Source organism: Candidatus Salinivivens marinus, assembly GCF_965655845.1.
GTDB classification, from domain to species: Bacteria; Pseudomonadota; Alphaproteobacteria; order Rhodobacterales; family Rhodobacteraceae; genus Salinivivens; species Salinivivens marinus.
In genome coordinates this window covers 37,076-63,039 of sequence record NZ_CBFHHX010000005.1, presented here as the reverse complement: position 1 = coordinate 63,039, position 25,964 = coordinate 37,076, and the positions used below count along the sequence as shown (strand labels likewise).

At 39.4% G+C, this 25,964-nt stretch carries 28 protein-coding genes; 12 read left to right on the top strand and 16 right to left on the bottom strand.

Translation table 11 applies throughout. The features are described 5' to 3' along the window. Window positions 1-233: 233 nt before the first annotated feature. Genes aspS through ACTF5Q_RS06025 form a run of 3 tightly spaced genes read left to right on the top strand, consistent with a single transcriptional unit; the run spans window position 234 to window position 2,752 of the window. Window positions 234-2,015 carry an aspartate--tRNA ligase gene (gene aspS, locus ACTF5Q_RS06035; protein WP_438953836.1) on the top strand — a complete coding sequence of 594 codons (1,782 nt, stop codon included), beginning with the start codon at window positions 234-236 and terminating at the stop codon, window positions 2,013-2,015. A 38-nt stretch (window positions 2,016-2,053) separates the two neighbouring features. Beyond that, window positions 2,054-2,458: a methylmalonyl-CoA epimerase gene (mce, locus tag ACTF5Q_RS06030; RefSeq protein ID WP_154032759.1), complete on the top strand. Its 405-nt coding sequence runs from the start codon at window positions 2,054-2,056 to the stop codon at window positions 2,456-2,458. Window positions 2,459-2,482: 24 nt separating this feature from the next. Beyond that, window positions 2,483-2,752, top strand: coding sequence for a DUF1467 family protein (locus tag ACTF5Q_RS06025; protein WP_438953743.1), 270 nt, complete (start codon window positions 2,483-2,485; stop codon window positions 2,750-2,752). A gap of 30 nt (window positions 2,753-2,782) precedes the next feature. Here ACTF5Q_RS06025 and ACTF5Q_RS06020 read toward each other — a convergent pair whose 3' ends face one another. Both ACTF5Q_RS06020 and pip read right to left on the bottom strand, forming a co-directional pair. After that, complete coding sequence (locus tag ACTF5Q_RS06020) at window positions 2,783-3,355, bottom strand: nitroreductase family protein (protein WP_438953742.1); 573 nt, start codon at window positions 3,353-3,355, stop codon at window positions 2,783-2,785. Between the two features lie 27 nt (window positions 3,356-3,382). Further along, window positions 3,383-4,363, bottom strand: a complete 981-nt coding sequence (gene pip / locus ACTF5Q_RS06015) for a prolyl aminopeptidase (protein ID WP_438953741.1) — start codon at window positions 4,361-4,363, stop codon at window positions 3,383-3,385. A 49-nt stretch (window positions 4,364-4,412) separates the two neighbouring features. On the opposite strand from pip, the gene ubiG reads away from it, so the two are divergent. Beyond that, on the top strand, window positions 4,413-5,156 hold the full coding sequence (ubiG, locus tag ACTF5Q_RS06010; protein ID WP_438953740.1) for a bifunctional 2-polyprenyl-6-hydroxyphenol methylase/3-demethylubiquinol 3-O-methyltransferase UbiG: 744 nt from the start codon (window positions 4,413-4,415) through the stop codon (window positions 5,154-5,156). A gap of 17 nt (window positions 5,157-5,173) precedes the next feature. On the opposite strand, the gene ACTF5Q_RS06005 is transcribed toward ubiG, so the two are convergent. Both ACTF5Q_RS06005 and ACTF5Q_RS06000 read right to left on the bottom strand, forming a co-directional pair. After that, window positions 5,174-5,878, bottom strand: a complete 705-nt coding sequence (locus ACTF5Q_RS06005; RefSeq protein ID WP_438953739.1) for a response regulator — start codon at window positions 5,876-5,878, stop codon at window positions 5,174-5,176. Continuing rightward, on the bottom strand, window positions 5,879-6,370 hold the full coding sequence (locus ACTF5Q_RS06000) for a MarR family winged helix-turn-helix transcriptional regulator (protein ID WP_153691384.1): 492 nt from the start codon (window positions 6,368-6,370) through the stop codon (window positions 5,879-5,881). It lies immediately after the preceding gene. 177 nt (window positions 6,371-6,547) lie between these two features. On the opposite strand from ACTF5Q_RS06000, the gene ACTF5Q_RS05995 reads away from it, so the two are divergent. The 4 genes from ACTF5Q_RS05995 (at window position 6,548) to ACTF5Q_RS05980 (ending at window position 10,316) form a co-directional block, all read left to right on the top strand. Beyond that, the gene (locus ACTF5Q_RS05995; protein ID WP_154038184.1) at window positions 6,548-7,417 is read left to right on the top strand and encodes a branched-chain amino acid aminotransferase; all 870 of its coding nucleotides are present in this window, start codon (window positions 6,548-6,550) and stop codon (window positions 7,415-7,417) included. 159 nt (window positions 7,418-7,576) lie between these two features. Beyond that, window positions 7,577-8,137: a ubiquinol-cytochrome c reductase iron-sulfur subunit gene (gene petA / locus ACTF5Q_RS05990; protein WP_438953738.1), complete on the top strand. Its 561-nt coding sequence runs from the start codon at window positions 7,577-7,579 to the stop codon at window positions 8,135-8,137. A 14-nt stretch (window positions 8,138-8,151) separates the two neighbouring features. Next, on the top strand, window positions 8,152-9,510 hold the full coding sequence (petB, locus tag ACTF5Q_RS05985) for a cytochrome b (RefSeq protein WP_438953737.1): 1,359 nt from the start codon (window positions 8,152-8,154) through the stop codon (window positions 9,508-9,510). A gap of 14 nt (window positions 9,511-9,524) precedes the next feature. After that, window positions 9,525-10,316 (top strand): cytochrome c1, encoded by a 792-nt coding sequence (locus ACTF5Q_RS05980; RefSeq protein ID WP_438953736.1) that lies wholly within the window; start codon window positions 9,525-9,527, stop codon window positions 10,314-10,316. A 30-nt stretch (window positions 10,317-10,346) separates the two neighbouring features. Here the strand turns inward: ACTF5Q_RS05980 and ACTF5Q_RS05975 are convergent, their stop codons facing one another. Both ACTF5Q_RS05975 and ACTF5Q_RS05970 read right to left on the bottom strand, forming a co-directional pair. Beyond that, window positions 10,347-10,913: a DUF3726 domain-containing protein gene (locus ACTF5Q_RS05975; protein ID WP_438953735.1), complete on the bottom strand. Its 567-nt coding sequence runs from the start codon at window positions 10,911-10,913 to the stop codon at window positions 10,347-10,349. Then, window positions 10,910-12,619, bottom strand: coding sequence for a hypothetical protein (locus tag ACTF5Q_RS05970; protein WP_438953734.1), 1,710 nt, complete (start codon window positions 12,617-12,619; stop codon window positions 10,910-10,912). Before ACTF5Q_RS05970 ends, ACTF5Q_RS05975 begins: the two co-directional genes overlap by 4 nt. Before the next feature lie 250 nt (window positions 12,620-12,869). On the opposite strand from ACTF5Q_RS05970, the gene ACTF5Q_RS05965 reads away from it, so the two are divergent. Next, window positions 12,870-14,063 carry an AMP-binding protein gene (locus tag ACTF5Q_RS05965; protein WP_438953733.1) on the top strand — a complete coding sequence of 398 codons (1,194 nt, stop codon included), beginning with the start codon at window positions 12,870-12,872 and terminating at the stop codon, window positions 14,061-14,063. Between the two features lies 1 nt (window position 14,064). After that, window positions 14,065-15,168 (top strand): acetyl-CoA C-acyltransferase, encoded by a 1,104-nt coding sequence (locus ACTF5Q_RS05960; protein WP_438953732.1) that lies wholly within the window; start codon window positions 14,065-14,067, stop codon window positions 15,166-15,168. A 1-nt stretch (window position 15,169) separates the two neighbouring features. Here ACTF5Q_RS05960 and ACTF5Q_RS05955 read toward each other — a convergent pair whose 3' ends face one another. From ACTF5Q_RS05955 to ACTF5Q_RS05940, 4 genes are read right to left on the bottom strand one after another with little or no spacing between them, the layout of a single operon-like run. After that, entirely contained in the window at window positions 15,170-15,715 is a 546-nt protein-coding gene (locus tag ACTF5Q_RS05955; protein ID WP_438953731.1) for a biotin transporter BioY, read from the bottom strand. Window positions 15,716-15,724: 9 nt separating this feature from the next. After that, on the bottom strand, window positions 15,725-16,285 hold the full coding sequence (locus ACTF5Q_RS05950; protein WP_438953730.1) for a CbiQ family ECF transporter T component: 561 nt from the start codon (window positions 16,283-16,285) through the stop codon (window positions 15,725-15,727). Window positions 16,286-16,326: 41 nt separating this feature from the next. Beyond that, on the bottom strand, window positions 16,327-17,016 hold the full coding sequence (locus tag ACTF5Q_RS05945) for an energy-coupling factor ABC transporter ATP-binding protein (protein ID WP_438953729.1): 690 nt from the start codon (window positions 17,014-17,016) through the stop codon (window positions 16,327-16,329). A gap of 39 nt (window positions 17,017-17,055) precedes the next feature. Continuing rightward, window positions 17,056-17,646 carry a L,D-transpeptidase gene (locus ACTF5Q_RS05940; protein ID WP_438953728.1) on the bottom strand — a complete coding sequence of 197 codons (591 nt, stop codon included), beginning with the start codon at window positions 17,644-17,646 and terminating at the stop codon, window positions 17,056-17,058. Window positions 17,647-17,793: 147 nt separating this feature from the next. On the opposite strand from ACTF5Q_RS05940, the gene ACTF5Q_RS05935 reads away from it, so the two are divergent. Beyond that, window positions 17,794-18,327, top strand: a complete 534-nt coding sequence (locus ACTF5Q_RS05935) for a CAP domain-containing protein (RefSeq protein ID WP_153691396.1) — start codon at window positions 17,794-17,796, stop codon at window positions 18,325-18,327. Here the strand turns inward: ACTF5Q_RS05935 and ACTF5Q_RS05930 are convergent. The 6 genes from ACTF5Q_RS05930 to ACTF5Q_RS05905 form a co-directional block, all read right to left on the bottom strand. Then, window positions 18,314-18,802 carry a L,D-transpeptidase family protein gene (locus ACTF5Q_RS05930; protein ID WP_438953727.1) on the bottom strand — a complete coding sequence of 163 codons (489 nt, stop codon included), beginning with the start codon at window positions 18,800-18,802 and terminating at the stop codon, window positions 18,314-18,316. The genes ACTF5Q_RS05935 and ACTF5Q_RS05930 overlap by 14 nt on opposite strands. A gap of 84 nt (window positions 18,803-18,886) precedes the next feature. Then, entirely contained in the window at window positions 18,887-20,725 is a 1,839-nt protein-coding gene (locus ACTF5Q_RS05925; RefSeq protein WP_438953726.1) for an ABC transporter ATP-binding protein, read from the bottom strand. Beyond that, window positions 20,722-22,557: an ABC transporter ATP-binding protein gene (locus ACTF5Q_RS05920; RefSeq protein ID WP_438953725.1), complete on the bottom strand. Its 1,836-nt coding sequence runs from the start codon at window positions 22,555-22,557 to the stop codon at window positions 20,722-20,724. The genes ACTF5Q_RS05925 and ACTF5Q_RS05920 overlap by 4 nt, the downstream gene beginning before the upstream one ends. A 53-nt stretch (window positions 22,558-22,610) precedes the next feature. Beyond that, the gene (locus ACTF5Q_RS05915) at window positions 22,611-23,789 is read right to left on the bottom strand and encodes a CCA tRNA nucleotidyltransferase (protein ID WP_438953724.1); all 1,179 of its coding nucleotides are present in this window, start codon (window positions 23,787-23,789) and stop codon (window positions 22,611-22,613) included. Next, the gene (locus ACTF5Q_RS05910; protein ID WP_438953723.1) at window positions 23,776-24,387 is read right to left on the bottom strand and encodes a CoA pyrophosphatase; all 612 of its coding nucleotides are present in this window, start codon (window positions 24,385-24,387) and stop codon (window positions 23,776-23,778) included. The genes ACTF5Q_RS05915 and ACTF5Q_RS05910 overlap by 14 nt, the downstream gene beginning before the upstream one ends. Continuing rightward, the gene (locus ACTF5Q_RS05905; RefSeq protein WP_438953722.1) at window positions 24,377-25,366 is read right to left on the bottom strand and encodes an Hsp33 family molecular chaperone HslO; all 990 of its coding nucleotides are present in this window, start codon (window positions 25,364-25,366) and stop codon (window positions 24,377-24,379) included. Before ACTF5Q_RS05905 ends, ACTF5Q_RS05910 begins: the two co-directional genes overlap by 11 nt. Before the next feature lie 80 nt (window positions 25,367-25,446). Here ACTF5Q_RS05905 and ACTF5Q_RS05900 point away from each other — a divergent pair, with 80 nt between their 5' ends. Further along, the gene (locus ACTF5Q_RS05900) at window positions 25,447-25,893 is read left to right on the top strand and encodes an NUDIX domain-containing protein (RefSeq protein ID WP_438953721.1); all 447 of its coding nucleotides are present in this window, start codon (window positions 25,447-25,449) and stop codon (window positions 25,891-25,893) included. The last annotated feature ends 71 nt before the right edge of the window (window positions 25,894-25,964 follow it).

Below are 25,964 nucleotides of genomic sequence, written 5' to 3'. Positions count from 1 at the left end.
GTATGGAAATCACGCAAATTGTTTCGCGTTATAATGATACTTCCAAAGTCCGCAAGAGAAATCGCGGCAATTTGTATTTCATTACTAACGAATATTTGTTGATGACATAAATTTAAACAAAATAAAATACAAACAGACGCCAATTTAATATGATTTGGCCTATAACTCTTGACATCTTAGTCGCAAACTTGTGTATCCACGCGAGTTACTATTTTTCTTTGGAAGGCTATATGATGCATAACTATCGAAGCCATACATGTGCAGATCTAAAAATAGAAGATGTTGGAAGCAATGTACGCCTTTCGGGATGGGTACATAGAGTTCGAGATCATGGTGGGGTCCTGTTCATAGATCTACGTGATCACTATGGTGTAACACAAGTTTTGTGCGATCCAGATAGTCCAGTTTTTAGCCAAGTAGAAAATGTACGATCGGAATGGTGTATCCGTATTGACGGGGAAGTTAAAGCCCGCGATCCAGAATTAATAAATACTAAAATTTCCACAGGTGGAATTGAGGTATTTGTAAGAGATATTGAAGTGCTCGGAGCATCAGCTGAATTGCCTTTAATGGTTTTTGGTGATCAAGAGTATCCTGAGGAGACAAGGCTTCGTTACAGATACTTGGACTTACGCCGTGAAGTAATGCAGGAGAATATAAAATTACGTGCAGATGTAATTGCTTCTATCCGTCGGAAAATGTGGGATATTGGTTTCAGGGAATATCAAACGCCAATTATCACAGCTTCATCACCAGAAGGTGCAAGAGATTTTTTAGTTCCTTCTCGTCTGCATGAAGGAAAGTTCTATGCGCTTCCACAAGCTCCACAGCAATTCAAACAATTAATTATGGTATCTGGATTTGATAAATATTTTCAGATAGCGCCTTGTTTTCGTGATGAAGATCCTAGGGCTGATCGTAGTCCAACTGATTTTTATCAATTAGATATGGAAATGTCTTTTGTTACCCAGCAGGATGTATTTGATACAATATCCCCGATAATTGCAGATATTTTTAAGGAGTTTGGCGGAGGAAAAGTAGTTGATGCACCCGCAAATTGGGAAATAATCTCATATAGAGATTCTGCTATTAGTTATGGAACTGATAAGCCTGATCTGCGAAATCCAATCAAAATGCAAAATGTTTCTGAGCATTTCAGAAATTCGGGGTTTGCGATTTTTTCGAATATTTTGGAAAAAGATGGAACAGAAATCAGAGCAATTCCTGCACCGGGTGGGGGATCTCGAAAGTTTTGTGATCGAATGAACTCTTTTGCTCAAAAAGAGGGTTTGCCTGGGATGGGGTATATATTCTGGCGAGATAATGATGGTCATATGGAAGCTGCTGGTCCGCTTGCGAAAAACATTGGTCCTGAAAGGACCGAGGCAATTCGAGAGCAATTGGGCTTGAGTGTAGGAGATGCTGCATTTTTTCTAGGTGGAACGGCAAAATCTTTTGAAAGAGTTGCTGGGAAAGCGCGTAATGTAATTGGTGATGAGCTAAATTTAATAGATAAAAATAGATTTGCATTTGCCTGGATAGTTGATTTTCCAATCTTTGAGAAAGATGATGAAACAGGAAAAATTGATTTTGAACATAACCCATTTTCAATGCCACAAGGTGGATTAGACGCTTTAAATGGTAATCCTTTAAGTGTTTTGGGATATCAATATGATCTGGCTTGTAACGGTTTTGAACTTGTATCTGGGGCTATTAGAAATCATCAGCCAGACTTAATGTTCAAGGCTTTTGAAATCGCTGGCTATGGAGAAGATGAGGTAAGAAGAAGATTTGGTGGAATGGTCAATGCTTTTCAATTTGGAGCACCGCCCCATGGAGGGTGCGCAGCAGGTATTGATAGAATAGTAATGCTTCTGGCAAATCAAGAAAACATTAGAGAAGTAATTATGTTTCCAATGAATCAGCGCGCTGAAGATTTAATGATGGGAGCTCCGTCGGAGCCTACATCCGAGCAGCTGATGGAATTAAATTTACGGACGATACCCAATAGTTGAAGGTAAATTAGTTTTAAGGTTTTCAGATAGGAATTTAAATGATTGGTAGATTAAATCATGTAGCTATAGCAGTTCCAGATTTAGCTGCGGCCGCTGAGCAATACCGTAACACGTTGGGCGCAGAGGTCGGTGATCCGGTAGATGAAGAAGAGCATGGGGTTACCGTGATTTTTATTGAATTGCCTAATACTAAAATTGAATTGTTGCACCCACTTGGTTTGAACAGTCCAATTCAGGGCTTCTTAGACAAGAACCCAAATGGTGGTATCCATCATATATGTTATGAAGTTACAGATATCAAAAAGGCTCGAGATCAGCTTCTAAGTTCTGGCGCGCGGGTTTTGGGAGAGGCAGAGCCAAAAATTGGGGCTCATGGAAAACCGGTTATTTTTTTGCACCCAAAAGATTTCAATGGCACGTTGATAGAGCTTGAAGAAATATAATATTTTTGTATTTGATAATGTATCATGACTATTACATCTGCTTTTGTTTTATTCGCTGTTATCTGGTTTTTGACCTTCCTTATAGTCATACCGTTTAAAATCAAAACTCAGGGTGATTTGGGGACGGTAGCTAAAGGTACTCAAGCGGGCGCACCTGAAGTCCATAATTTAAAAAAAAAGGCTATAATAACCACTGGGGTTACGATTTTTATATGGTTAATAATTACACTAATTATAATTTTTGAGATAATCACAATTCACGATATTGATTTGTTTAGAAGACTGGCTGGATAAAATAATTTAGATAAACCAACCTTGTCTGAATTATTGCCATTCTACAATTTCATCCAGATTTGGTCGAGGCCTATCTAGGGGTGTGATAGATGGAGTGCCGATGTAGATCAAGCCTGCCACAGATTCATTATCTTTAAGTCCAAGACCATTTTTTATAAATCCTCTATCATGAACGTGCCAACCTGTTAACCAGTTAGCACCCCATCCTGCAGCTGATGCTGCATTCAAGAGAGCTAGGCAAACAGCACCTGCAGAATAAGTTTGTTCAATTTTTGGTATTTTTTCAGAATGCTTTTGTACTTCAATTACAGCAACTGCCAAATGGCCATTCTCCAATTGTTTTTTTGCCTTTAAAATTTTCTCTTCCGGAATTGACTCTTGAGCACCTACACTTTCAACGAGCGTCCCCAGCTGCGATAATTTTTCTTTGTGGACCACAATGAAGCGCCAAGGAACTAGCTTTCCATGATCTGGAGTCCTAGCTGCTGCGCTTAATAGTTCTAGCAGTTCGTCCTTTTTCGGTATTGGAGCTGAAAGAGTTTTTGCCGGTTTGGATCTCCGACTGAGCAAAAAATCCATTACTGTTTCATTACGGGAAAGCATTATTATCCTATTATCTGAAGTCTAGTTTCAATCGTTTATAGTTTCCGCAATCAAATCCATTATTCTAACCAACTCGGAGCTAATTGCTGGTTCTGACATTGCATGACCAGCATGGTCGACAATACGAAGATCGCAATTATCCCAACAATTCGCTAAATCCCAAGCGCTTTTTGGGGGACAGATCATATCAAACCGGCCTTGCACTACAAATCCCGGGATTGAGCTGATAGCCTCCGTGTTTTCCAAAATTTCGTTCATGCTCTTTAGAAAACCACCATTTAAAAAATAGTGATTTTCAATTCGGGCAAATGCCCTCGCGTATGGCCCTGGCATTGACGCCGTTCTGCCATTCGTTTGAAAAGACGCCAAAGCATTTTCCCAGTTCGACCACGTTTGGCCGTATTTTGTTTCCACTGATACATTGCCACAAAAAAGTCTCTTATTATAGGCGGCGATTAGGTCGTGGTGTTCGTCTACTGGAATCGGATCAGTGAATTTTTTCCATTGTTCAGGCCAGAATTTTCCAGCACCACCTCCATAAAACCAATCAAGCTCAGTGCGTGTCATCAAAAATACACCTCTTAAAACTAAATGGGTAACTGCACTTTTGAAAGCTTGTGCGTAAAGTAAAGCAAGAGTTGCTCCCCAACTTCCACCGAATACAATCCATTGGTTTATGCCTAAATGAGTACGGATTGCCTCAATATCTTTTATCAAATCCTGAGTGGTATTATTTTCCACGCTTGCATATGGCCTCGATCTTCCACAACCGCGCTGATCAAAGAGAATAACTCTGTAAATTTTTGGATCAAAATATCTACGCATTGATGGGCTACAACCTCCACCAGGGCCACCGTGTAATACTACTACAGGTATGCCATCAGCCTTTCCGCACTGTTCAAAATAAACTTGATGACCACCATCTACATGAAGTATTTGCTGGTCAAACGGATCAATTGTTGGATACAATTGAGCACCTGCGCTTTTATGTCCCGAGTATCTGTCCATTACTTCACTATATAATCCGTAGATTATTAAAAACCATTCGGAGATGAAAATGCAAGCCTCTCAAGTAAGTATTGATCCTGACGAGATAGCTAAATTCGAGGCTATGGCCGAGGAATGGTGGGATCCAAATGGTAAATTCAAGCCCCTGCATATGCTTAATCCATGCCGTTTAGATTATATAATTTCTATGATAAGAACTGAGTTTGGATGTGACCCAACAAACGCCAAGCCGTTTAATGGGCTAAGAATTCTTGATATAGGCTGTGGTGGTGGTTTGTTATGTGAGCCGATGGCGCGTCTTGGAGCACAGGTTGTTGGTGTTGATGCGGCGGAACGAAACATTCCTGTTGCTATGGCACATGCAAAACAAAGTAACCTCAAGATTGATTACCGCCATGGGACAGCTGAGGGTTTATTGGCCGATACCGAAAGGTTTGACGTCATATTAAATATGGAAGTTATAGAGCATGTAGCTGATCCCTCCGGTTATATAAAAACTTGTGAGGCTTTATTAAAAGATGGGGGGTTGATGGTTTGTTCAACGTTAAATCGGAATCCTAAAAGTTTCATTATGGCAATAATCGGAGCTGAGTACGTTATGCGTTGGTTGCCAAAAGGAACTCACGAATGGTCAAAATTTTTCAAGCCGCGGGAATTAGAGGATATAATCACCAAAGCAGGTTTGAAAATGGTTGATAAAAAAGGCTTTGTTTTCAATCCGATTTCTTGGCAATGGAGTATTTCTGATAAAGATCTTTCAGTAAATTATGTCACGTCGAGTGTTAAAAATTAGAACCTTTGATTTTACAGTCAATCTGCCGTCAGCATGTAACCAATACCTCTAATGGTTTGAAGATATCTGGGTTCTTTGGATTTGTTCTCTATTTTTCGCCTTAGTCTTGTAATCTGCACGTCAACGGCTCGATCGTTCATATTTTTGCCATCATTTTGCATTGCTTTAATAAGATCAAACCTTGTAATTGGGATACCAACACTTTGGGAAAAAATTTGCATAATCTTTGCCTCAGATGAAGTGAGATAGATTAATTTTCCATTATCCCATAATTCATTTCGTTCTGTATCAAAACTAACGTCTCCAAATGACAAAATTGGATTATCCTTATTCCTAGTCAATGAGATTTCACCGGTCCGCCTTAAGATAGCCTGTATTCTGAGGAGTAATTCCATAGGTTCAAAAGGTTTTGGCAGGTAGTCGTCTGCTCCTGCTTCAAGCCCCAGTATTCGGTCTTCTGCTTCACCTCTAGCTGTTAATAATAGAATAGGTGTTTTATCGTTTTTTCGTAAGTCCACTGTTAACTCAATTCCGCTTTCCCCTGGCATCATTACATCAAGAATAATTAGGTCAAACTCTAGGGCTAAGAGAAGGCGGCGCGCTTGTTCAGCATTATGAACAGTGGATATAAGATAACCATTTTTATTCAGGAATTTTTCTAAAAGATCACAAATCCTAGTATCGTCATCTACTATAAGTATGTGTTTTTTCTCTTCCTTCATTCAACTGCTGCGTAATTTTTTGTAAGTAACTTGAAGTTTGGGATCCATCATTGCCTCGAGAACCTGTTTGAAGCCAGTTACCGCGTCCGGTCCAACTCGGCGATATGCCTCACGCATTCTGTGACTTTGGGCAGTGGAAAGCTGTTTTTCGAGCGATTTGCCGTTATCTGTGAGATATAAATGCCGTTCTCTTCGATCTTTTGTTCCAATTTTTAGAGTTACTAATTCATCTTGGATAAGCGTTCTTAGGACCCTGTTTAAAGATTGTTTTGTGACCCCTAATATCTTGAGTAAATTGTTAACATTGGTGCCCGGCACACGATTTATGAAATGCATTGCTCTATGATGAGCTCGGCCGTAATTATATTTTTCAAGAATCCTATCGGGGTCGGCTGTAAATCCCCGATATGCAAAAAACATAGCTTCAATACCTTGTCTCAGCTGCTCATCAGTAAGGAAAAGGAGACTTTCGCCGGTTCGATCATTTTGCATTCGCTCAAATTACCTTTTTTAAGTCAAATATTCATGGCTATTTTACGTCAGTCTTGTTGACATTCCAATGCTTAACTGCTAGCGATTATCGATTTTTTTGGTATTTTATATCCGTATCGGCCCTTTAATTCTGCGGGGAGATGCAGATTTTGACTGCTTAGTTGAGAGGGAATAATTATGTCAGGAAGCTACGACGACCGTGATGGCAAAATTTGGATGAATGGTAAGTTGATAGAATGGCGTGATGCAAATGTTCATATCTTAACGCATGCGATGCATTATGCTAGTTCAGTTTTTGAAGGTGAGCGCGCGTATAATGGAAAAATATTTAAAAGTGTATTGCATTCTCAGAGACTTTTAAAATCAGCGAAAATGGTAGATTTTGAAATTCCTTACAGCGTTGATGAAATTGAAAAAGCCAAATACGACGCTTTACGTGCAAACAAACTAGAGGATGCTTATGTACGAGCAGTAGCTTGGCGCGGTGCCGGGGAGGATATGGGTGTTGCATCACTGCGAAATCCTGTAAATCTGGCCGTCGCTACCTGGTCTTGGGGTAATTATTACGGCGACGCTAAGATGAAAGGTGCAAAATTAGACGTGGCAAAATGGCAGCGGCCAGATCCGAAAACTGCACCCTTTGAAGCTAAGGCCGCCGGTCTCTATATGATTGCCACAATGTCAAAGCACACAGCAGAAGCCAACGGGTGTTCAGATGCCATGATGATGGATTATCGGGGCTACGTTGCAGAGGCAACTGGAGCAAATATATTTTTTGTTAAGGATGGTGAAGTTCATACTCCTACGCCAGATGCGTTCCTAAATGGATTAACACGACAAACAGTTATTGAGATGCTTACCAAGATGGGAGTCAAGGTCCATGAAAGGCATATTTTGCCGGGCGAATTGGAAGACTTCAGTCAATGTTGGTTGACTGGGTCTGCAGCCGAGATAACTCCAGTTGGGCAAATTGGTAATTATAATTTTGAGGTGGGAGAGCTTACGCAAGCAGTATCAAAAAATTACGAACAATTAGTTCGTGAATAGTTTCTATAATGTTATACAGAGCTCTTCACTTGCGACACAACGGCGCTAAATAAAAAACCACGTGCAGGAGTGCTGGACGATCGGTTAATTGGGCGCTAAATACTATTCGATTCTAATTGTTATTTTAACAATCACACTGAAATATAATGGAGACATCCTGTGTCAGATACTCACGAAGCAGATGGTACTAGACGAGATTTTTTATATTATGCAACGGCAGGGGCTGGAGCTGTGACGGCTGCGGCAGCAGTATGGCCATTAGTAAACCAAATGAATCCATCTGCTGACGTTAAAGCACTCGCATCTATTAGAGTTGATGTTTCAGAAGTGGAGCCAGGAACACAGTTAACTGTTAAATGGTTAGGTAAGCCAGTATTTATACGCAGACGTACTGAAGATGAGATTCAAGAAGCCCGATCCGTTTCTTTAAACGATTTGCCTGATGGTACTGCACGTAATGAAAACATACCTGAAACAAGCGCAGCTGATGAAAATCGGTCTTTGGACGAAGCCGGTGAATGGCTTGTGATGATGGGTGTTTGTACCCATCTCGGCTGCGTTCCATTGGGAGATGGCGCTGGTGAGTTTGGTGGTTGGTTTTGTCCATGCCATGGATCTCATTACGATTCTTCGGGGCGCATTCGAAAGGGTCCGGCACCAGAGAACTTGCCCGTACCTGTGGCCTCATTTGTTGACGAAACTACGATAAAACTTGGTTAAAGGAATATATTGAGATGGCTGGAATACCTCATGATCATTACGAACCAAAAACTAAAGGCGCAAAATGGCTAAGTAGTCGATTGCCGATTGTTGGGTTGCTTTACGATACAATAATGATACCCACGCCAAAAAACTTGAATTGGATGTGGATCTGGGGGATCGTTTTAACCTTTTGCCTTGCCCTACAAATTATAACTGGGATTGTCCTGGTAATGCATTACACGCCGCACGTGGATATGGCATTTGCTTCGGTTGAACATATCATGCGAAACGTGAATGGCGGGCACATGATACGCTACCTGCATCAAAATGGTGCATCATTGTTTTTTATAGCCGTATACGCACACATATTTAGAGGTTTGTATTATGGCTCATATAAGGCACCAAGAGAGATCACGTGGATCATTGGAATGTTAATTTACCTACTGATGATGGGCACAGCCTTCATGGGGTACGTTTTGCCATGGGGTCAAATGTCTTTCTGGGGCGCGACCGTGATTACGGGCTTATTTGGCGCAATACCGTTTATTGGCGAGCCTATTCAAACATTGTTGTTGGGTGGACCAGCAGTAGATAACGCCACTTTGAACAGATTTTTCAGTTTGCATTATCTATTTCCTTTTTTAATCGCTGGACTGGTCATAGTGCATATTTGGGCTTTTCACACTACTGGGAATAATAATCCAACTGGCGTGGAAGTGAGAAGGACATCAAAAGCAGAAGCAGAAAAGGACACTGTTTCTTTCTGGCCCTACTTTGTGATTAAGGATTTATTTGCATTGGCAGTCCTTTTAGCGGTCTTCTTTGCAATAGTTGGGTTTATGCCGAACTACTTAGGACATCCGGATAATTATATAGAGGCTAATCCTTTATCAACACCTGCTCATATTGTGCCAGAATGGTACTTCTTACCCTTTTATGCAATTCTTCGAGCATTCACTGCTGAGGTGTGGGTGGTACAGTTTGCGTCATTCATAACAGGTGGAATTATTGATGCAAAATTTTTCGGAGTGCTAGCAATGTTTGGCGCTATTATTGTATTGGCTTTGGCGCCATGGCTCGATACATCAAACGTACGATCCGGCCGTTACCGACCTATGCTGAAATGGTGGTTTGGTATTCTTATTTTTGATTTCTTTGCGCTGATGTGGCTGGGAGCAATGCCCGCTGAAGAGCCATATGCAACTTTATCATTGATAGCTTCTGCATATTGGTTTGGTTATTTTCTGATTATATTGCCATTACTTGGTATAATAGAAAAACCAAACGCTCAGCCGACGACAATTGAGGAAGATTTTAATAATAAATATTCAAAGGATGGTGGCAATTCGGATGGTTTTTATTCGAAACCAGATGCTACTCCGGCCGAATAATGATTGGAGACAAGATGTACCTATTTAAGTCAACTTTTGTAGCTTTGGTAGCTGGCTTCTTTTCCAGCGCTACATTTGCTGCTGGGGGTGGTAGTTATGTAGAAGATTTTGATTTTTCCTTCGAGGGGCCTCTTGGTACATACGACCAAACCCAGCTCCAGCGCGGGTTAAAAGTGTACACTGAAATTTGTTCTTCGTGTCACGGATTAAAATATGTCCCTCTAAGGACACTCGGTGATGAAGGCGGGCTAGGCTACTCTGAAGAGCAAGTTCGCGCTTACGCTGAGTACTACGAAGTATACGATGCAGAATTAGACGATTATAGGGCTGCGGTGCCGTCTGATCATTTTCCAGCTGTAGTTGACGCTGGTGCTCCTGACCTTTCACTTATGGCAAAAGCAAGGGCGGGCTTTCATGGTCCCTATGGAACCGGTCTAAGTCAATTAGTCAATGGTATGGGGGGAGCAGAGTATATTGCGTCTTTATTAACTGGATATACTGGGGAAGAAAAAGAAGAGTATGGCTCCGTTTTTTATGAAAATACGGCGTATCCTGGAAAATGGATAGCTATGGCCCCACCTTTGTATGGCGAGGACGTCGACTTTGATGATGGGCACGCGAATGACTTATACAGTGAAGCAGAGGATGTTGCGGCTTTCTTGATGTGGGCTGCAGAACCTAAAATGATGGCTAGAAAACACACTGGTTTTGTGGGAGTATTATTTTTGGTTGTTTTGTCGATTTTACTTTATCTGACTAACAAGCGCTTATGGGCTCCTATCAAAAAAGGAAGAATATCTACTTAAGTAGTATTTTGTCGAATAAGGCATAAAAACCTAATCGTTATCTGAATGTTCAGAACCTGCACCTAGTTGTCGACTCTCTTCGGTAGCCGGCGCATAAACTAAATTTGACCATGCCTCAATAGCTTTCAATGTTGTTTTGTCTATTGAGATCCTCGTTACTAGGTTTTGTTTTTTATCTCTACTATCTACTATTTTACGAAAGTAAATTTCAGTGACTTTCTTCTTAAAATATGAACGATTACCAAAGATTAAGTCACCTTCTAACTTAAATACTTCGTTTTCTAATGTTATTTCTAGCGGAGGTTTTTTAAAATCTCTATCAATAGATATTAATCCTAAGATTATAAGTGGATCGTAAAACTCACCAGCAATTTTATCAGATACTTCATAAACCCGAGTGTCGGGTATGGTCAAAATTTGGTTAATCTTGCTATTTTCGGTGTTCAACGCCTCAAGTAGAATATTTGGTGCTGGGAATTGATTTATTGCAAGTGCAAGGAGAGCACTGGATAAATCTTCACAAACTCCCCAGTGATGTCCTTTTCCTCTAAGGCTTTTTTTACAAAGTGAAACAAATTCGTTTTTTGATAAATTCAAATTGATTTCTGTTCTGGATATGTCCAATTATCGCAATTTTCTTCGTTAAGAGTCTCAGGCATTGGGGCGCCCTTAAACATATTTATTCTTACCCATCTGTCTGATCTTGGATCAAAGTGAAACGCGCCGAAAAATGATAGTTTTGCTCTAAGCAGGTCGATAGGAATGACATCTCTAGAAATCGTATTGTCTTTTATTTCTGCATACGGACTGGTGAAAACTATCTGACACCTGCGTATTATATGACGATGCTCTGGATGCTTCATAAGAAACTCGGCAATACTTTTGTTGCGCTGCCATTTTAATAGGTCAGCGTACATCTTAGCTACATCACGGCCAGGTTGCAGGGGCTGTTCATAAGACCCTATACCATTTTCTTTATAACGGTCCCCAAGGCGCGGTTCCAGTTTCTCTTCAGATATGTACCAGGCAAGCTGATTGTTTTCTGAATTATCCCAATTTATCTTAAGTGCAAAATCATAATGCTGTTCGGTCTTATTTAGAAAATCGCTAATCAGCATTGAGCCGTTAATCTTATTCTTAGATTGATTATTATCACTCATTTCACTACTTAGATTGTCAATTAAGTTACCAAATGGTTCTAATATAATGGATACCAGTAGTTCTTGTGCTTCCTCTCCCAGGGTTTCCTCGGCCCATTTATACAATGCATCAAAGGGATATGGCCTCTTAAAATTAAACTTTCCTATATGATGATCCAAAGTAATTTTGTCTCGTATTAATTCATTTAATTTTGCAATTTGCAATTCATGTTGTGAATGCCAACTCTCAATTAAATAATTGCTCCTTTTTATATAATTTTTAAATAAGTCGACACATTTCTGCTTTGGCGTTTTGAGGCTTCGAATTCGTGCTAAAGCTGTTTCTTTTGCATTTATCCAGTTGTTTAGGAGTTGTGGATGATTAATTAAAAACGGAGCCATTCCGAGTCCAGTAGAGTTTCCTACTCCAAGCATTTTGCTAATTCTTGGCTCAAGATTTACAAATCTCGAGGGATTTTTTATTTTTGCAGCGTGCTGTAATAAATCAACTACAAATGCTCGTATCATATAAACTGTGAGCATCTCTGCCTGAAATGGAGCGGCAAATTCGGAACGATCTGAAATTTCTTTATAATCAATAGCTCCAAATTTTCCGGAACCGTAAACAGCTGTAGTTCGCATAAGATATCCGACTTTTTCTATTTCCTGAATATCTGGTTGTTTACCTTCAGATAAACAGTCAACAACGTAGTCCCAGAGCCGAACGGACTTATTTGCTCTCGATAAAGTAATTTCTTTTTCACTTACCCGACCTGCTTCTTGAACGGGAACATTATTCCTTAACCGATCGATGTCCGTCTTTGATGGAATACCATCAAAAAGTACAAAAGTAGCATCCCATTTTGTAGCAATTACTCGATCTGAACGAGCTTCATCAGAAATTTTATGTGCAAAAGCAACAAGTGAATAAGCTCTATTCAGTAATTGATATGTGTAGACTGCCGTACCAGAACAGTCGACATTTATGTCAAATACTCTTCTCTTAAATTCCCATCTTTCGGCTGAGATCCGCCTCAAAAGAATTCTAAGAAAAGACAAGCGTGATTGGTGAAAAGAACCCAATCTACTTAGGCGCATCACTTTTTCAGCAGGCCGTAGACCCACTTCATAGTCGGAATTATTTTCATCAAATAGTATCGGCATAAATCAGGTTTTCACTTATTCCAAATTCTATTTACCTATTATTTTTATTCTAAATAGTGTCGAGCTTAGTTTGATCTTTATAGTCTTTATTGAGTTGAAAATAAAGTGTAGTGATTATTTTAGCTAAAAGTAATATTTATAGTAGATGAGTTATGTTTTCCCGTCCAAAAGACGTTTGAGTTGAGATAAATGTTAGCCTTTTGCCCAGTATTTCACTTGCGTATAATAAGAAATAATTTCGAGACATTGAATGCACCAGAATCTGTTCAAATGGAGTGACAAGTCATCTTTTATTTCTCCACGCTCTAAATCAAGAGATAAAGCAGATATTGCTAATCAGCTTGCACTATTTTTTGAGATACTTCATTCAGGGAAAACTCCCAGAATAAATTCTGATGGTATCACTTCGCACAAACCAGTAATTGGTGGTGGGTTTCAATCTATATCAGGCGGTTCAACTGGGCTTCCAAAAATCATAGAACGAACTTGTATTAGTTGGATATTAAGTTTCAATATTAACAATAAATTTTTTAACCTTAGCGGCTGTAAGGTGGCTTTATTCGGTTCTTTAAATCATAGTTTAGTGCTTTATGGGGCACTAGAAGGCCTTCATTTAGGTTGTGAAGTTCATTATCTAGAAGGTCAAAGTCCAACCAAGCAATTAGAATATTTGGAGCGTGAAAATATCGAAATACTTTATGTTACGCCTACACAATTAAGGCTCATGTTGACCGCTAAGTATAAGAATTATCGTATTAAAAGTTTAAAATATGTATTTATCGGCGGTGGTTCGACAGAACAAAACACACTAATGGAGCTATCAGAACTAGCCCCAAATGCCGCGTTAAAACAATTTTATGGTTCAAGCGAAACGAGTTTTATTTCCATATCAGATAAATTTACACCTAAAGGTTCAGTTGGTAAGGCTTACAAGGATGTGGAGATAATCCTAGGTGCATCGCCTAATGAGCCGGTAAAAAAAGGTGAAATTGGTAGGGTCTGGGTTCGTTCGCCTTATTTGTTTTCAAAGTATGTTGGTGAGAATGGTATTAATTCAAACCAAGTCTCGGGTTGGGTAAGCCCGGGAGAATTGGCAAAATTTGATCAGGATCAAAACCTGTTTATTTTGGGCCGAATTGATCGAATATTTAAAATTAAGGATCAAAGTATAATACCTGAAGAAATTGAGAGATATCTACTTGCAGAAAAAAAAGTCAAGATGGCTGCGGTAGTAAAAGAATACGATATTCTTAGAGGTAACAAAGCTATTGCTTACATTGCAACAAGTGATGCAGTGAATGTAGAAAAGCTCATAGATGAATGTATTTCACTAATTCCACCACTTGATGGCTCATTAAAAATAATTGAACTTACCTTGGCAAACTTTCCACTTTTGCCATCAGGAAAACCAGATTTTTGCAAGTTAGAACTGCGGGGCGTGTAAAATGCAATCTGCCTATATTGTTGGCGCAAAAAGATCAATTGTATCTCCAATTAATGGCCCCCTTTCCTCATTGAAAATAAATGATTTAGCAGCGCCAGTTATAAATAATCTAATCGAAACCAGTGGAATCAAGTTCGATGACGTTGATGAATTAATTGTATCGAATGCTCTTGGAGCGGGGGGTAATCCTGCGAGATCAATTGCTCTTGAAAGTAAATTGCCAGAAAGAGTTGCTGGTCTTAGCATTGACCGCCAATGTGTAGGGGGGCTTGACGCGATATTGCTTGGTATAAAATTGGTGCAAGCGGGTAGCGCCAATATAGTAGTCGCCGGGGGTGTTGAAAGCTTTTCAAATAGGCCCATTCGATTAGCGCAGGAATATGATAAAATATTAGTTCCCTATGATGCTCCTGCATTTACACCAAATTTGTACCAAGAAATTCAGATGGCAGAAGCTGCTTTTAATATTGCAGAGCAATTTGGATTTACACAGATGGATCAAGATATGTTTGCAATTAATAGTCATGTAAATGCTCTAAAATCAAAAAAATATCTAATCGATGAGATTGTAAACATAGGTCCGGAAAATACTTTATTTGATCCATATGCCAGGAATTTGAATCTCAAACTTTGTGAGCGTGCTCCCAAATTATTTGGTTCGGTAACCTATGCAAATACAGCAATTTCAGCAGACGCAGCATCCTTCGTAGTGATTTGTAGAAATATAATTAAGGGTAGAAAAGCCTTAAAGCTCATTTCTGGTGCTACAGTAGGTGCAAATCCAAAATTGCCTGGTCTAGCTCCTATAACTGCTATTGAAGAGGTTTTCCAGGCCTCTGGTTTAAGACAAAAAAATATTAATCAGGTTGAAGTAATGGAGGCTTACGCATCACAAGCCATGGCATGTCTATCAGAGTCTGGTCTTGGGAATGTCAAAACTAATCCAAAAGGGGGTGCTCTTGCCAGAGGGCATCCTATTGGAGCATCAGGTACTATACTAGTTACAAGACTATTTTCTGATTTATCGCCAGGAGATTGGGGACTGGCGGCCATAGCTGCGGCGGGGGGTATAGGAAGTGCAGCTATATTTGGTTGTTATGATTAACTTAAATCCGTGACAAAACATTTTCAGGACGGAGTTTGAATAAGGTGTGGGTGAGCATGGCACAGAGAAAAGCTTTTATACAATCTCCCGGTAAATAAATTAATGCAATTAATGCAGCTTCGGAAATAGACTTATCCAAAATTATAGACATTCCAACGATACCAGGAATATATAATATAAGAATTCCGCCTATAACGGCTCCAAGCAAGGACGAATAAAATACATTAATAAGTTTTAATTTAGAGGTAATCCAACCTGCGACAAAGGCCGCCAGTGGGAATCCAACAATAAATCCAACACTCGGACTGGCGAACACTCCTAGGCCACCGCGCCCTCCTGATAGTAATGGAAGACCTAATGCGGTGAGTGTTATGAAGAGTAAAACAGCCAAAGCCCCTCTTTTTGCTCCTAAAACTGTTCCACATAACATAATCCCCATACTTTGAGCAGTAATTGGTACTCCTGAAGCAAGCATCATTTTCGGCGCAAGCCCAAGAACTGCAATCAAAGCTGCAAACAAAGATACCAGAACTATCTTTTTTTCCATGTTGTTAATTTAAACCTTTAAATTTGATCTTGATCGAAGTGACTGTGCGACATGATCTGCGTCGTCCATAACAGTTAAAATTAGTGGCAAAATGATTTGCCACGAGGGCCGTTTACCCGATCTGCATTTGTATGCAAGGTGTAAAATTTTATGTCTCTCGAGCACAATCGGTGTGAACCTGATAAAAATTATTACGCAAAGTGACACGGCCTGGATATTTATTTTCGTAAATCGTAATGGGCTAAGTATTTTTTCAATAATTTCAGAAATCTCACCCATGTTTGTTGAGCATGTGACGATGTTAGCGAGACTGACAATTAATAATAGCCTTAGTATAATTGAAAGCCCCTGCGATAAGTCGCCCGTAAATAGATGCCAAAATGCTATAATTGCGACAAAGGGTAACAAGGGATTTAAAAGCCCCAAGCTAAATTTTAGAATTTGCCATCCGAATAGAAATTGAAATGAAATTGTTGCCACAAATAAGAGAAACATAATTGTAGTTGAGTCTATGAAAAAAATTCCACTAGTTGCTATAGCTAGAAGTGCCATCTTTAGACCGGCTGGCATTTTCTCTAACCAAGTTTGCTTAGGATAACGAAGAGCTAACATTATAGACTTAAATGTTTATGCATATGCTTGGAATATTCTGGTAATACCGACTTGGGTGGTCCATCTAGAAACATCTTTCCATTATCTAACCAAATGATGCGTTCACAGCTTTGAAGACTCGGCAAGTCATGAGTTATGTGTATCACCATCTGCGGTAAGTCTTTTATATAAATATCTAATGCTTTTTTCGTTGGTAAATCTAATCCTGAGAAAACCTCATCTAAAATTAAAATAGCCGGGTCCATTGCAAATACGCTCATTATACATAAGAGCTGTCTTTGCCCTTGAGATAATGTTGCTGTGGACAATCCAATCCAGCTAGATTTATTGAATTTTTTTAGAGTTTCGTTAGTTTTCTTTTTTATTTCTGATTTCGAATACCCCAAATTTTTCAGTCCAAATCCGATTTCATCCTCAACTGTTCCAAAAATTATTTGATGGTCAGGATTTTGAAATACTATTCCAATATTCAAACTGGGATGGTTTCCAGTAATTTTGTTAGTATGTACTTCGAGCTCACCTTTACTTGGCTCAATCAATCCACATAAAATTTTTGCTAATGTGGATTTCCCCGAACCATTTCTTCCTATAATGCCAATTGATTTCTCCTCCAACGTAAATTTTAGGTTTTCTAGGATAACTTTTCCGAAAGCAGTGTAGGAGACTTCGTTTAAAACAAGTTTAGGCATAATCAATCGGTTGCCCTTTTTCAGTTTTATCAATGTACTTTAAATAAGTAGTACCTGGGTTCCTACTTTGGTTAAACTGAATAATTCGTTAATATGTTCGTTATATAATCCAATGCAACCATTGGAAGATCTGCGTCCAATTTTTCGAGTATCATGTGTGCCGTGAATTCGGTAATATTGCCAGCTCAAATACAGAGCATGAGTGCCCAGTGGGTTGTCTGGGCCAGGTGGCATAAATTCTGGCCAATCAGGGTTTCTTTCAAGCATAGATGGTGTAGGCCGCCAGCTTGGACCTTCAACTTTTTTGATAACTTTGGTACGGCCGCGACGGGTCAATTCGTCTGACATTGGCACACTAGATGGATATAGATTGTAAATATCCGCATCTTCTGACCAAAAATGTAACGCTCTTGAAGTCATATCTACGAGGATTGCACCATTCTTCAAATTGCTAAAGTAAGGACGCCAATCCAGTGCACGGAAACTTGAGAGATTGTGGCGTTGAGATTTTGTAATTTCTTGCTCAATTTCAGTAGTGTCTTCAGAATTAACATTTGACTGTGACCAGACGGGAGTACTCACAGAGGCAAATGACGCCATTACAAAAGATCTTCTTGACCAAGTTCCCATAACTAATTCCCAAACTTTAAATTTGATATTGCCATTATGTTTTATTTACAATCTAAGCAAAGAGTAAATAGTTAAGTTAAATAAAACTGTGGATGATATGCTTAAAGTATCAATATATTGGCATTTACAGTTCGAACTGGGATAAGAATGTTGAATATTAGGTGGCTCTTAGTTTTTTCGATACTTTGGTTATCAGGCTGCAACGCATTGGGGTCTCCAGAACTAGGTCCAGATGGAAAACCTCTGCCGAAAATATACAAATTAAATAGACAAAATGTTGCCGAAGTTAAATTCCGGATGTTAGACGCAGTAAACGCCCTTAGAGTTGCCAAAGGTATTCAGGTTTTAGAATTCAATTCAGAATTAAACGCGGCTGCAGCTACGCATGCCCGGGATATGTCCATACAAAATCGACCTTGGCATTTTGGTTCAGATGGCTCATCTCCTTTAGATAGAGTAGCCCGAGTGGGATATGAAAAGGTCTTTTTAGGCGAAACAATTTCAGAAACTTACGAAAGCGAGATTACAACATTAACAGCATGGATTAATAGTGAAAACACGAGAGATGTTATACTTGATCCTAGAGCAAACGAATTAGGATTTGCGTGGTATCAAGAGCGCAATGGGAAAATCTGGTGGACTATGATCCTTGGTGGTAAATCACTATCTATGGTTCAATAAAAATTGGCGTACCAATTTTTACTAAGTTATAAATTTCGCGGATTTCTTTATTGCTCACTGCAATACAGCCAGCTGTCCAATCTTTTTGAAACCAGCGGAAAGGTTTATCTGTACCGTGTATAAAAATATCGCCGCCTGGGAGTTTGCCCTTTAACTTTGCAAACTGTTGATCTTTTTGGTTTGGGTAAGAGATTCCAACAGATAGATGATATTTGCTGTTAGCGTTCTTCCTATCAATTTTGTACGCTCCCTCAGGAGTCTTGCCATCGCCCTCAAAATTTTTGTGGCCCTTTGGGGCGAAGCCTAGATCTACCTTGTACGACTTAATCACTTCATTACCGCTAAATAAATATAGTTTTCTCTCACTTTTCTTTACGACAATTTCAGTTACTTCGCGCGATTTAGTTGCTGAAAGTACAGAGCTAGTGGTTAAAATCCAACCAATGCCGGAGAAAATAAAGTCTCTTTTTAACAAAACGGACCCCTGTCTGTAGCAAGTGCAAAATTAATATTTATTCATTATTTAGCGTGAAAAACTTATATGATTTAGATTTAAAGTTCAAACTGCCATCTGGTCAATGCCGATAAAACCACCTGCTTGTTGCTCCCAATACTTTGAGTATAATCCACTGTTCTTTAGTAACTCGCGATGTGTCCCCTGTTCCAGTATTCTCCCCTCATGTAGTACAATAATTCTATCCATTTTTACAATGGTAGATAGACGGTGAGCTATTGCAAATACAGTTTTGTCACGCATTACATAATCTAGAGCGAGTTGAATTTTAGCTTCGGTATCGCTATCCAGAGCACTAGTAGCCTCATCTAAAATTAATATTGGAGCTTTTTTCAGGATTGCGCGCGCTAAAGCAATTCTCTGACGTTGACCGCCCGAAAGCTTCACACCTCGTTCTCCAAGGTATGCGTCAAAACCCGTACGGCCTTGATTGTCAGTAAGATCCATTATGAATGGATATGCTTGAGCCTTCTGTGCTGCGTCAATAACATCATCATAGGATGCAATAGGATTGCCATATAATATATTTTCATAAGCAGACCTGTTGAACATAGATGTATCCTGCGTTACCACCGATATCTTACTTCTAAGGCTGTCCTGGGACACTTGCGATATGTCTTGGTCCGATATTAAAATTCGTCCACCTTCTGGATCATAAAATCTTAATACCAGATTGACTAATGTAGATTTTCCTGCACCTGATGCTCCGACTAAGCCAATTCTTTCCCCCGCAGAAACATCAAGTGAAAGGTCGTTTATCCCTCCAATTTCTTGCCCATATTTAAACTTTAAATTTTCAATTTTAATTCTTGGCTCTGCAATTTTTAATTTTTTTGCAGCCTTTTGATCTATAAGGGTATATCTTGGCGTAAGCGTTTTGATACCATCCTCAATTTCACCTATCTGAGCATAAATATTCATAAGAGTGAAACTTACCCAGCCCGTCATTTGTGCGAGTCGCAGAGCTATAGCTCCAGCGATTGTGACCTCGCCGACTGAGGCAAGGTTATTGACCCAAGAGAGCAACGACAAACCGATGAGACCTACTGGTATTAAACCAGCTAGCGTCAAAAGCACGATACGAAACTCTAACATAGTTTTTTGTCTATCGATGGAACGGCTAAGGTATTTATCCATTGCCAAAACTGCAGCATCGTTTTCATGGGAAATATGGGCGAATTGCTTCACCGTTTTTATGTTGCTAATGGTGTCTATAATTTGGCCGGATACCATCGCCTTTGAATCTGCATAAGACTTTGACTTTCGTCTTATCCTCGGCATGTATATTTTAATAAGTGCAATATAAGTTATTAACCAGACTGCTACAAATGCTGTGCTCTTTAAATCAAAAGAACCGACAATTACCATTGCAGCAATTACCGACGCCAAAGCATAGACACCTGTTTGTAAAAAATCTGTAATTAATGTCGACAAAGAATTGGCAGTTTGCAGTTGTTTCTGGGCTATCCTGCCGGCAAAGTCGTTATCGAAAAAACTTACCGATTGGCCAAGGGTCCATTTATGAAGTCTAAGAAGGGTCATATTAAGTATTTTTGGGCCCAGAACTGCTTGAAAAAGTGCGCTTAGACAAAAGCTTAGTGGCCTGAAAAATAAAAAAATTAATACACAAAAAAACAAAAGAAGTTTATTTATATTGAAAAAAAAGGTGCGATCATCAGCGACTTGTGCTGCATCTACTACCCACCCAAGTGCAATAGTAGTTATCATCTCAAATGATCCGGCTAATGTGCTTGCCGCTGCACCAAGAAATATGAATTTCCAAGTCCCACCACAAGACCAAACTATAAACTTCCAAAGTTCTTGCGGCGGCGGAGATGCACTTTCTTTCTTGTAGTCAATCTTATTGGATAACCAGCTAATCATTTAACAGTCGTTTGTATGAATCCACCAGACTGCTGTGCCCACAATTTGGCATATAGACCGTTATTTGCTAATAGGTCAGTGTGAGAGCCATCCTCGATAATGCGTCCATTATTCATAACAAGTATCCGATCCATATTGACAATTGTTGAAAGCCGGTGTGCTATTGCGATCACAGTTTTTCCCTCCATCAAATACGAAAAAGTTTCTTTAATCGCAGCTTCTATGTCGCTATCTAGCGCACTTGTGGCTTCGTCCATAAGCAAAATTGGCGCATCCTTTAAAATGACACGAGCGAGTGCAATTCGTTGCCTTTGGCCTCCGGATAATTTAACCCCACGCTCACCAACTTTAGAGGAGTAGCCTTGATTGCCATCAGTATCTCTTAAGTTAATGATAAATTCGTGGGCGCGTGCTTTTCTAGCAGCATTAATTATTTCTTCCTCTGTCGCATCTGGCTTTCCATAGCTTATATTTTCTCTAATACTTCGATGTAAAAGGCTACTGTCTTGCTGTATTGTTCCAATATGATGCCTCAGACTTTCCTGCTTTATGAGTGAAATGTTTTGGTCATCTATTAGTATTTTCCCCTTTTCGACATCATAGAAACGCAAAAGCAACTTAAAAAGAGTTGACTTGCCAGCCCCTGAGGGTCCAACTAAACCGACTTTCTGTCCAGCAGGAATTTTTATATTTAGATTATCAAGACCACCAAAGTCTTTACCGTAATGATGATATAGATTTTGGACTTCTATTTTTGCATTACCAAGGTTCAGCTGGTCAGCTTTTTCATGATCAACTAGTTCAATTTTTTCGGTTATCGTCTCTAGCCCTTCTCGGATAACACCCAATTCGCGGAAGAAAGTAGAAGTAGCCCACATTATCCATCCGGACATTGCGCTTATTCGTAGTACTAAAGTGGCTGCAGCTGCTACTACACCCACTGACGTTTGGCCTGAATACCAAAGCCATATGGCCCAACCTATTGTTCCTGCGGTCAAAATGCCATTTAAAAAGGAGAGTGAAATATCCATTATAGAATATAATCTCAATTCTTTTATAATGGTATTTCGGGTGTCTGCGATAGCTTCTCTGGCATATTCGAGTTCTTTTTGTTCGTTAGAGAATAATTTTACAGATTGGATATTTGTGTAGGCGTCTACAATATAACCGTTTAAATTTGATCGAGCATCTGCAGCAGCCTGCGAGGCTGGTTGAATGCGCTTTACCACAAAAACTATCAGATATCCGTATGCAAACATCCAAAGCAAAAGTGGAATAATGAGTTCCATTTCTGCGTTTAATAGTAAAAACAATGCTCCCACCAGGTAAGCGACAATATAGCTAAACGCATCAAAAACATGATAAATTACTTCACCGGCTGACCGAGGGGTCTGCATGACTCTGTTGGCAATCCGACCGGCAAAGTCGCTTTCAAACCACCCAACTGACTGGCGCATAACCTGCCTGTGACCTCTCCAACGAAATAATGTCGCTATATTGGGCATTAGCGAATTGTTATTAAGTAGAACGGTTATTGATGCAATTAACGGCATTCCAATTCCAGCTAGGATTAGGAAAAAAGCAATAAAGAGACCATTGTCTAAAATTTCTTGTCTCGATCCAGTCTGCATCAGGTCAACAATTTGACCTATGCCATAAATTAGTAGAAGTTCAATTGTTGCCAGTAAAAAGGCAAAGAACGCGGTTACTCCAAAAAGAAAATAAAAAGGTTTAGTATAATCCCTTAAGAAATTCGAAATTTCTCTGGGAGGAGTGTCTGTCTCCTCATATTGACAGAATGGGTCTACAAGGCTCTCAAAAAATTTAAACATAAAAGTTCCGTTGATCGCAAAAGAGTATTACGATAGTAGACAGTCCATTCCTGTCAAGAGTGGGTCGATGTTTTTATCCCTATATCACTGAGTATTTTAGCTTCATCAGATTTGAAATTACTTTTTATCCATGCGCGTTGAGCTTCCTTTATTTTTATCCCTACGGCCGCTCCATCCATATATTTAGATATTTGTGCTCCTGTTATTGGACAGGGAAACAGGCAGGCTTTTTCGATTTTTTTTATATCACTTAGTTTTAGCTTTTCCCCCTTATAAAATGTATAAATTGCAAGCACGGATTGCGCTATTTCCCTGTTGAATTGATAAACCAATTCAGCTGGGTCATGCTTTTTTTTCAGAAGTCCCTTCAGTAGAGAAAACTTTTTTGCCTCCTTGCGGGATAAATTAAGAAATGTGTCTTCGGTATTCTCAGTAATTGCAACAAGCCTTCGAATTGGTTCTGGTTCAAGACCTATTTTTTTTTCAATCAAATTAAATCTCTTTATATTATGGACATTTTTATTTTCCAAAATTATTTTAAGAATGCCTAGCTGTGACATTTTATATAGAGATCGGGCTGGATTTGAGGTGGACAATATTTTTTTTAATTCGCTCCAAATCCGCTCCTTTGAGAGTTTTTTCAGTCCATCTTGGTTTTTCTTGATCGCATCTAATGCGACTTTATCGAATTGCGTTACTAGTTCAGAAAATTGTGCATGAAATCGAAAAAATCTCAAAATTCTCAAGTAATCCTCTTGTATACGGTTATTTGGGTCACCGATAAATTTTATCGCAAGAGGGTTAAAGTCTTCTAGTCCCCCTATTGGATTTATAATCTTTCCAGTGGAATCTGCATACAGAGCATTTATTGTAAAATCTCTTCTTTCAGCATCTTTTTTTATATCATCTGAAAAAACCACATCAGCATGTCTTCCATCAGTATTTTGATCAGAACGCATTGTTGTGATCTGGTAAGGGATGCCCTCTGAAATAACGGTTACCGTGCCGTGTGAAAACCCTGTTGGAGCAACTTTGCAGTTCTCTCTATTAAAAAGATCTACGGTTTGTTGAGGTGTTGCGTCGGTTGAAATATCGATATCGGTTACAGGAATGTTTAGAATACTATTACGAATGCAACCTCCAACGAGGTATGCATTATGATCAGCACCTTCGAATATTTTTAAAATATTTTGCGTTACCTTATTTTTTATCCATTCACTATTTATTTGCATTCTTATAGCCTTCAGCAAAGCCATACAGGATCCTAGCAGTAGCACCCCAAATATAATACGGACCATATGGAACTACATAATAGTATCTTACTTCTTCCTTCCATTTCCTAGCCTGAATACGATAACTTTCGAGATTCAAGATATGCCTGAGGGGTACATAGAAAACTTCGTCCACCTCATTTTTGTCTATTTTTAAATTGAGCTTGTCTGGAAGCTTAAACATGACTGGAGTTACCAGAAATCTTGTAATTGTTTCATGATTTGGTAATACGCCTAACTTTTGTGGTATATATCGATCAAGTCCAATCTCCTCTTTTGCTTCACGCAAAGCAGTATTGGTTAGTGTGATATCTTGCAGTTCAAATTTTCCTCCAGGAAATGCAACTTGGCCAGGATGATTTGTTAGGTGTGAAGCTCTTTTAGTTAGTAAAACTGATGGTTCACCTTGCTGTGGGAAACATATCCCAACTAGAACACCAGCTTTACTAAGTTTTCTATTGTTTGGTAGTCTGGCATTCTGATTAAGATCGAAGTCTGATGAGTTTATACTCATCTCGTCAAGGGCTTTTTTAATTGTAGCTATCCAATCAGTTGCCACTGTTCACTGCCTCAAAACCTACTGATTTTGGGTCTAATTCATAATGCGCACCACAAAATTGACAGTCTGCCGTTACGAGGCCTTCTTCCGTTATCATTTTGGAAATATCTTTTGCGGAGTAGATCGACAGTGATTGGCGTACTCGTTCTTCTGAGCAACTACATCCAAAGCGCACTGATTGAGTATCGAAAATGCGGGGACCTTCTTCATGAAACAACCTCACGAGAAGTTCAGAGGGAGTTACTGATGGTCCAATCATTTCAAGTTCCTCAATTGTCCCAAGGTGATAATTGATACGGTTCCAGTTTTCTGCGTTATCACCATTAAGAAGATCTTGAGAGCTTAGTAGCCCGCTCGGATCTGAGCTGTATTCATCAGATGCTTGAAAAGTAGAAGTTGGTAAATGCTGAACCATTATGCCCCCCGCTCTCCAATTTTCTTTTCCATGCGCTTGTTTTATTTTACCAAATTTTAAATGAAAGGACGTTGGGAGTTGCTCTGATTGAGCGAAATAGGTTTCGGCACTATCCGAAAGAGATTTTCCATTTAACGGTGACAGCCCTTGATAAGGCTTCGTTCCTTCACCTTGGTCTATTAATACCGCAAAATAACCTGTGCCCAGTTGATCAAATGGAGCTTTATCAGTCAATTTTTCTTTGTCAAAGCTGGCATATGCACGAATTTGTGCAGTCTCTCCCGTTGCTTTTGGAGCGTAAAAATCAGTCGCGATCATGCGGACTGGGCCATTTGTTTGTACTTGCAACGATAATTTCCACTGCAGTTTGATACTTTCTCCCATCAATGCCGTCAGTAATGTCATTTCTGCGATCAATGTTTCAACTGCTTCAGGATACTGATGTTGTTTAAGAATACCTTGTAAAACTCCATCTAATCTGGCAATTCTGCCGCGCATATCTGCAGCATCAAGCTGAAATGGCAGGACAGTATCATCCCACGCGATTTTATTTCCCAATGACATTTTTTATCCTTGAATTATCAGATCATGCTTATACGCTCGCAACAAGTAGGACAAGTTTCAAAATGTGAAGTACTTTTTGTATGATAAAGACTTACGCCACAGAAATTGAGCGGGGTAAAAAATATTTTTATCGGCCAGGTGTGTATGTGATTTTGCCTATTGGCAGGCAGATATTGCTCACTTTTCAGGCGGATCCTCATAATGAGTTTCAGTTACCAGGCGGCGGTGTTGATGCTGGTGAGCAACCTATAACTGCTCTTTATAGAGAGGTGATGGAGGAAACGGGATGGATTATCGGGCGACCAAAAAAAATAGGCGCATTTAGGCGCTTTGTATATATGCCGGAATACAATATGAGGGCAGAAAAACTGTGTCATATTTATTTGGCAAAACCTATTTTAAAAAAGTCTGAACCGACAGAAGCCGACCACACTGCTGTTTTTGTAGATATAGATGTGGCCTATCAGATTTTAGCCGTAGATGGAGATGCATATTTTTTAAAAAAGTTTGTGAAAGGCGCTTACTGAGATAATTAAACTTGCTGTAAGTAAGCAGCTTAAAAATGATCGAACTCAAATTAAGCCTAAATATAATAAAT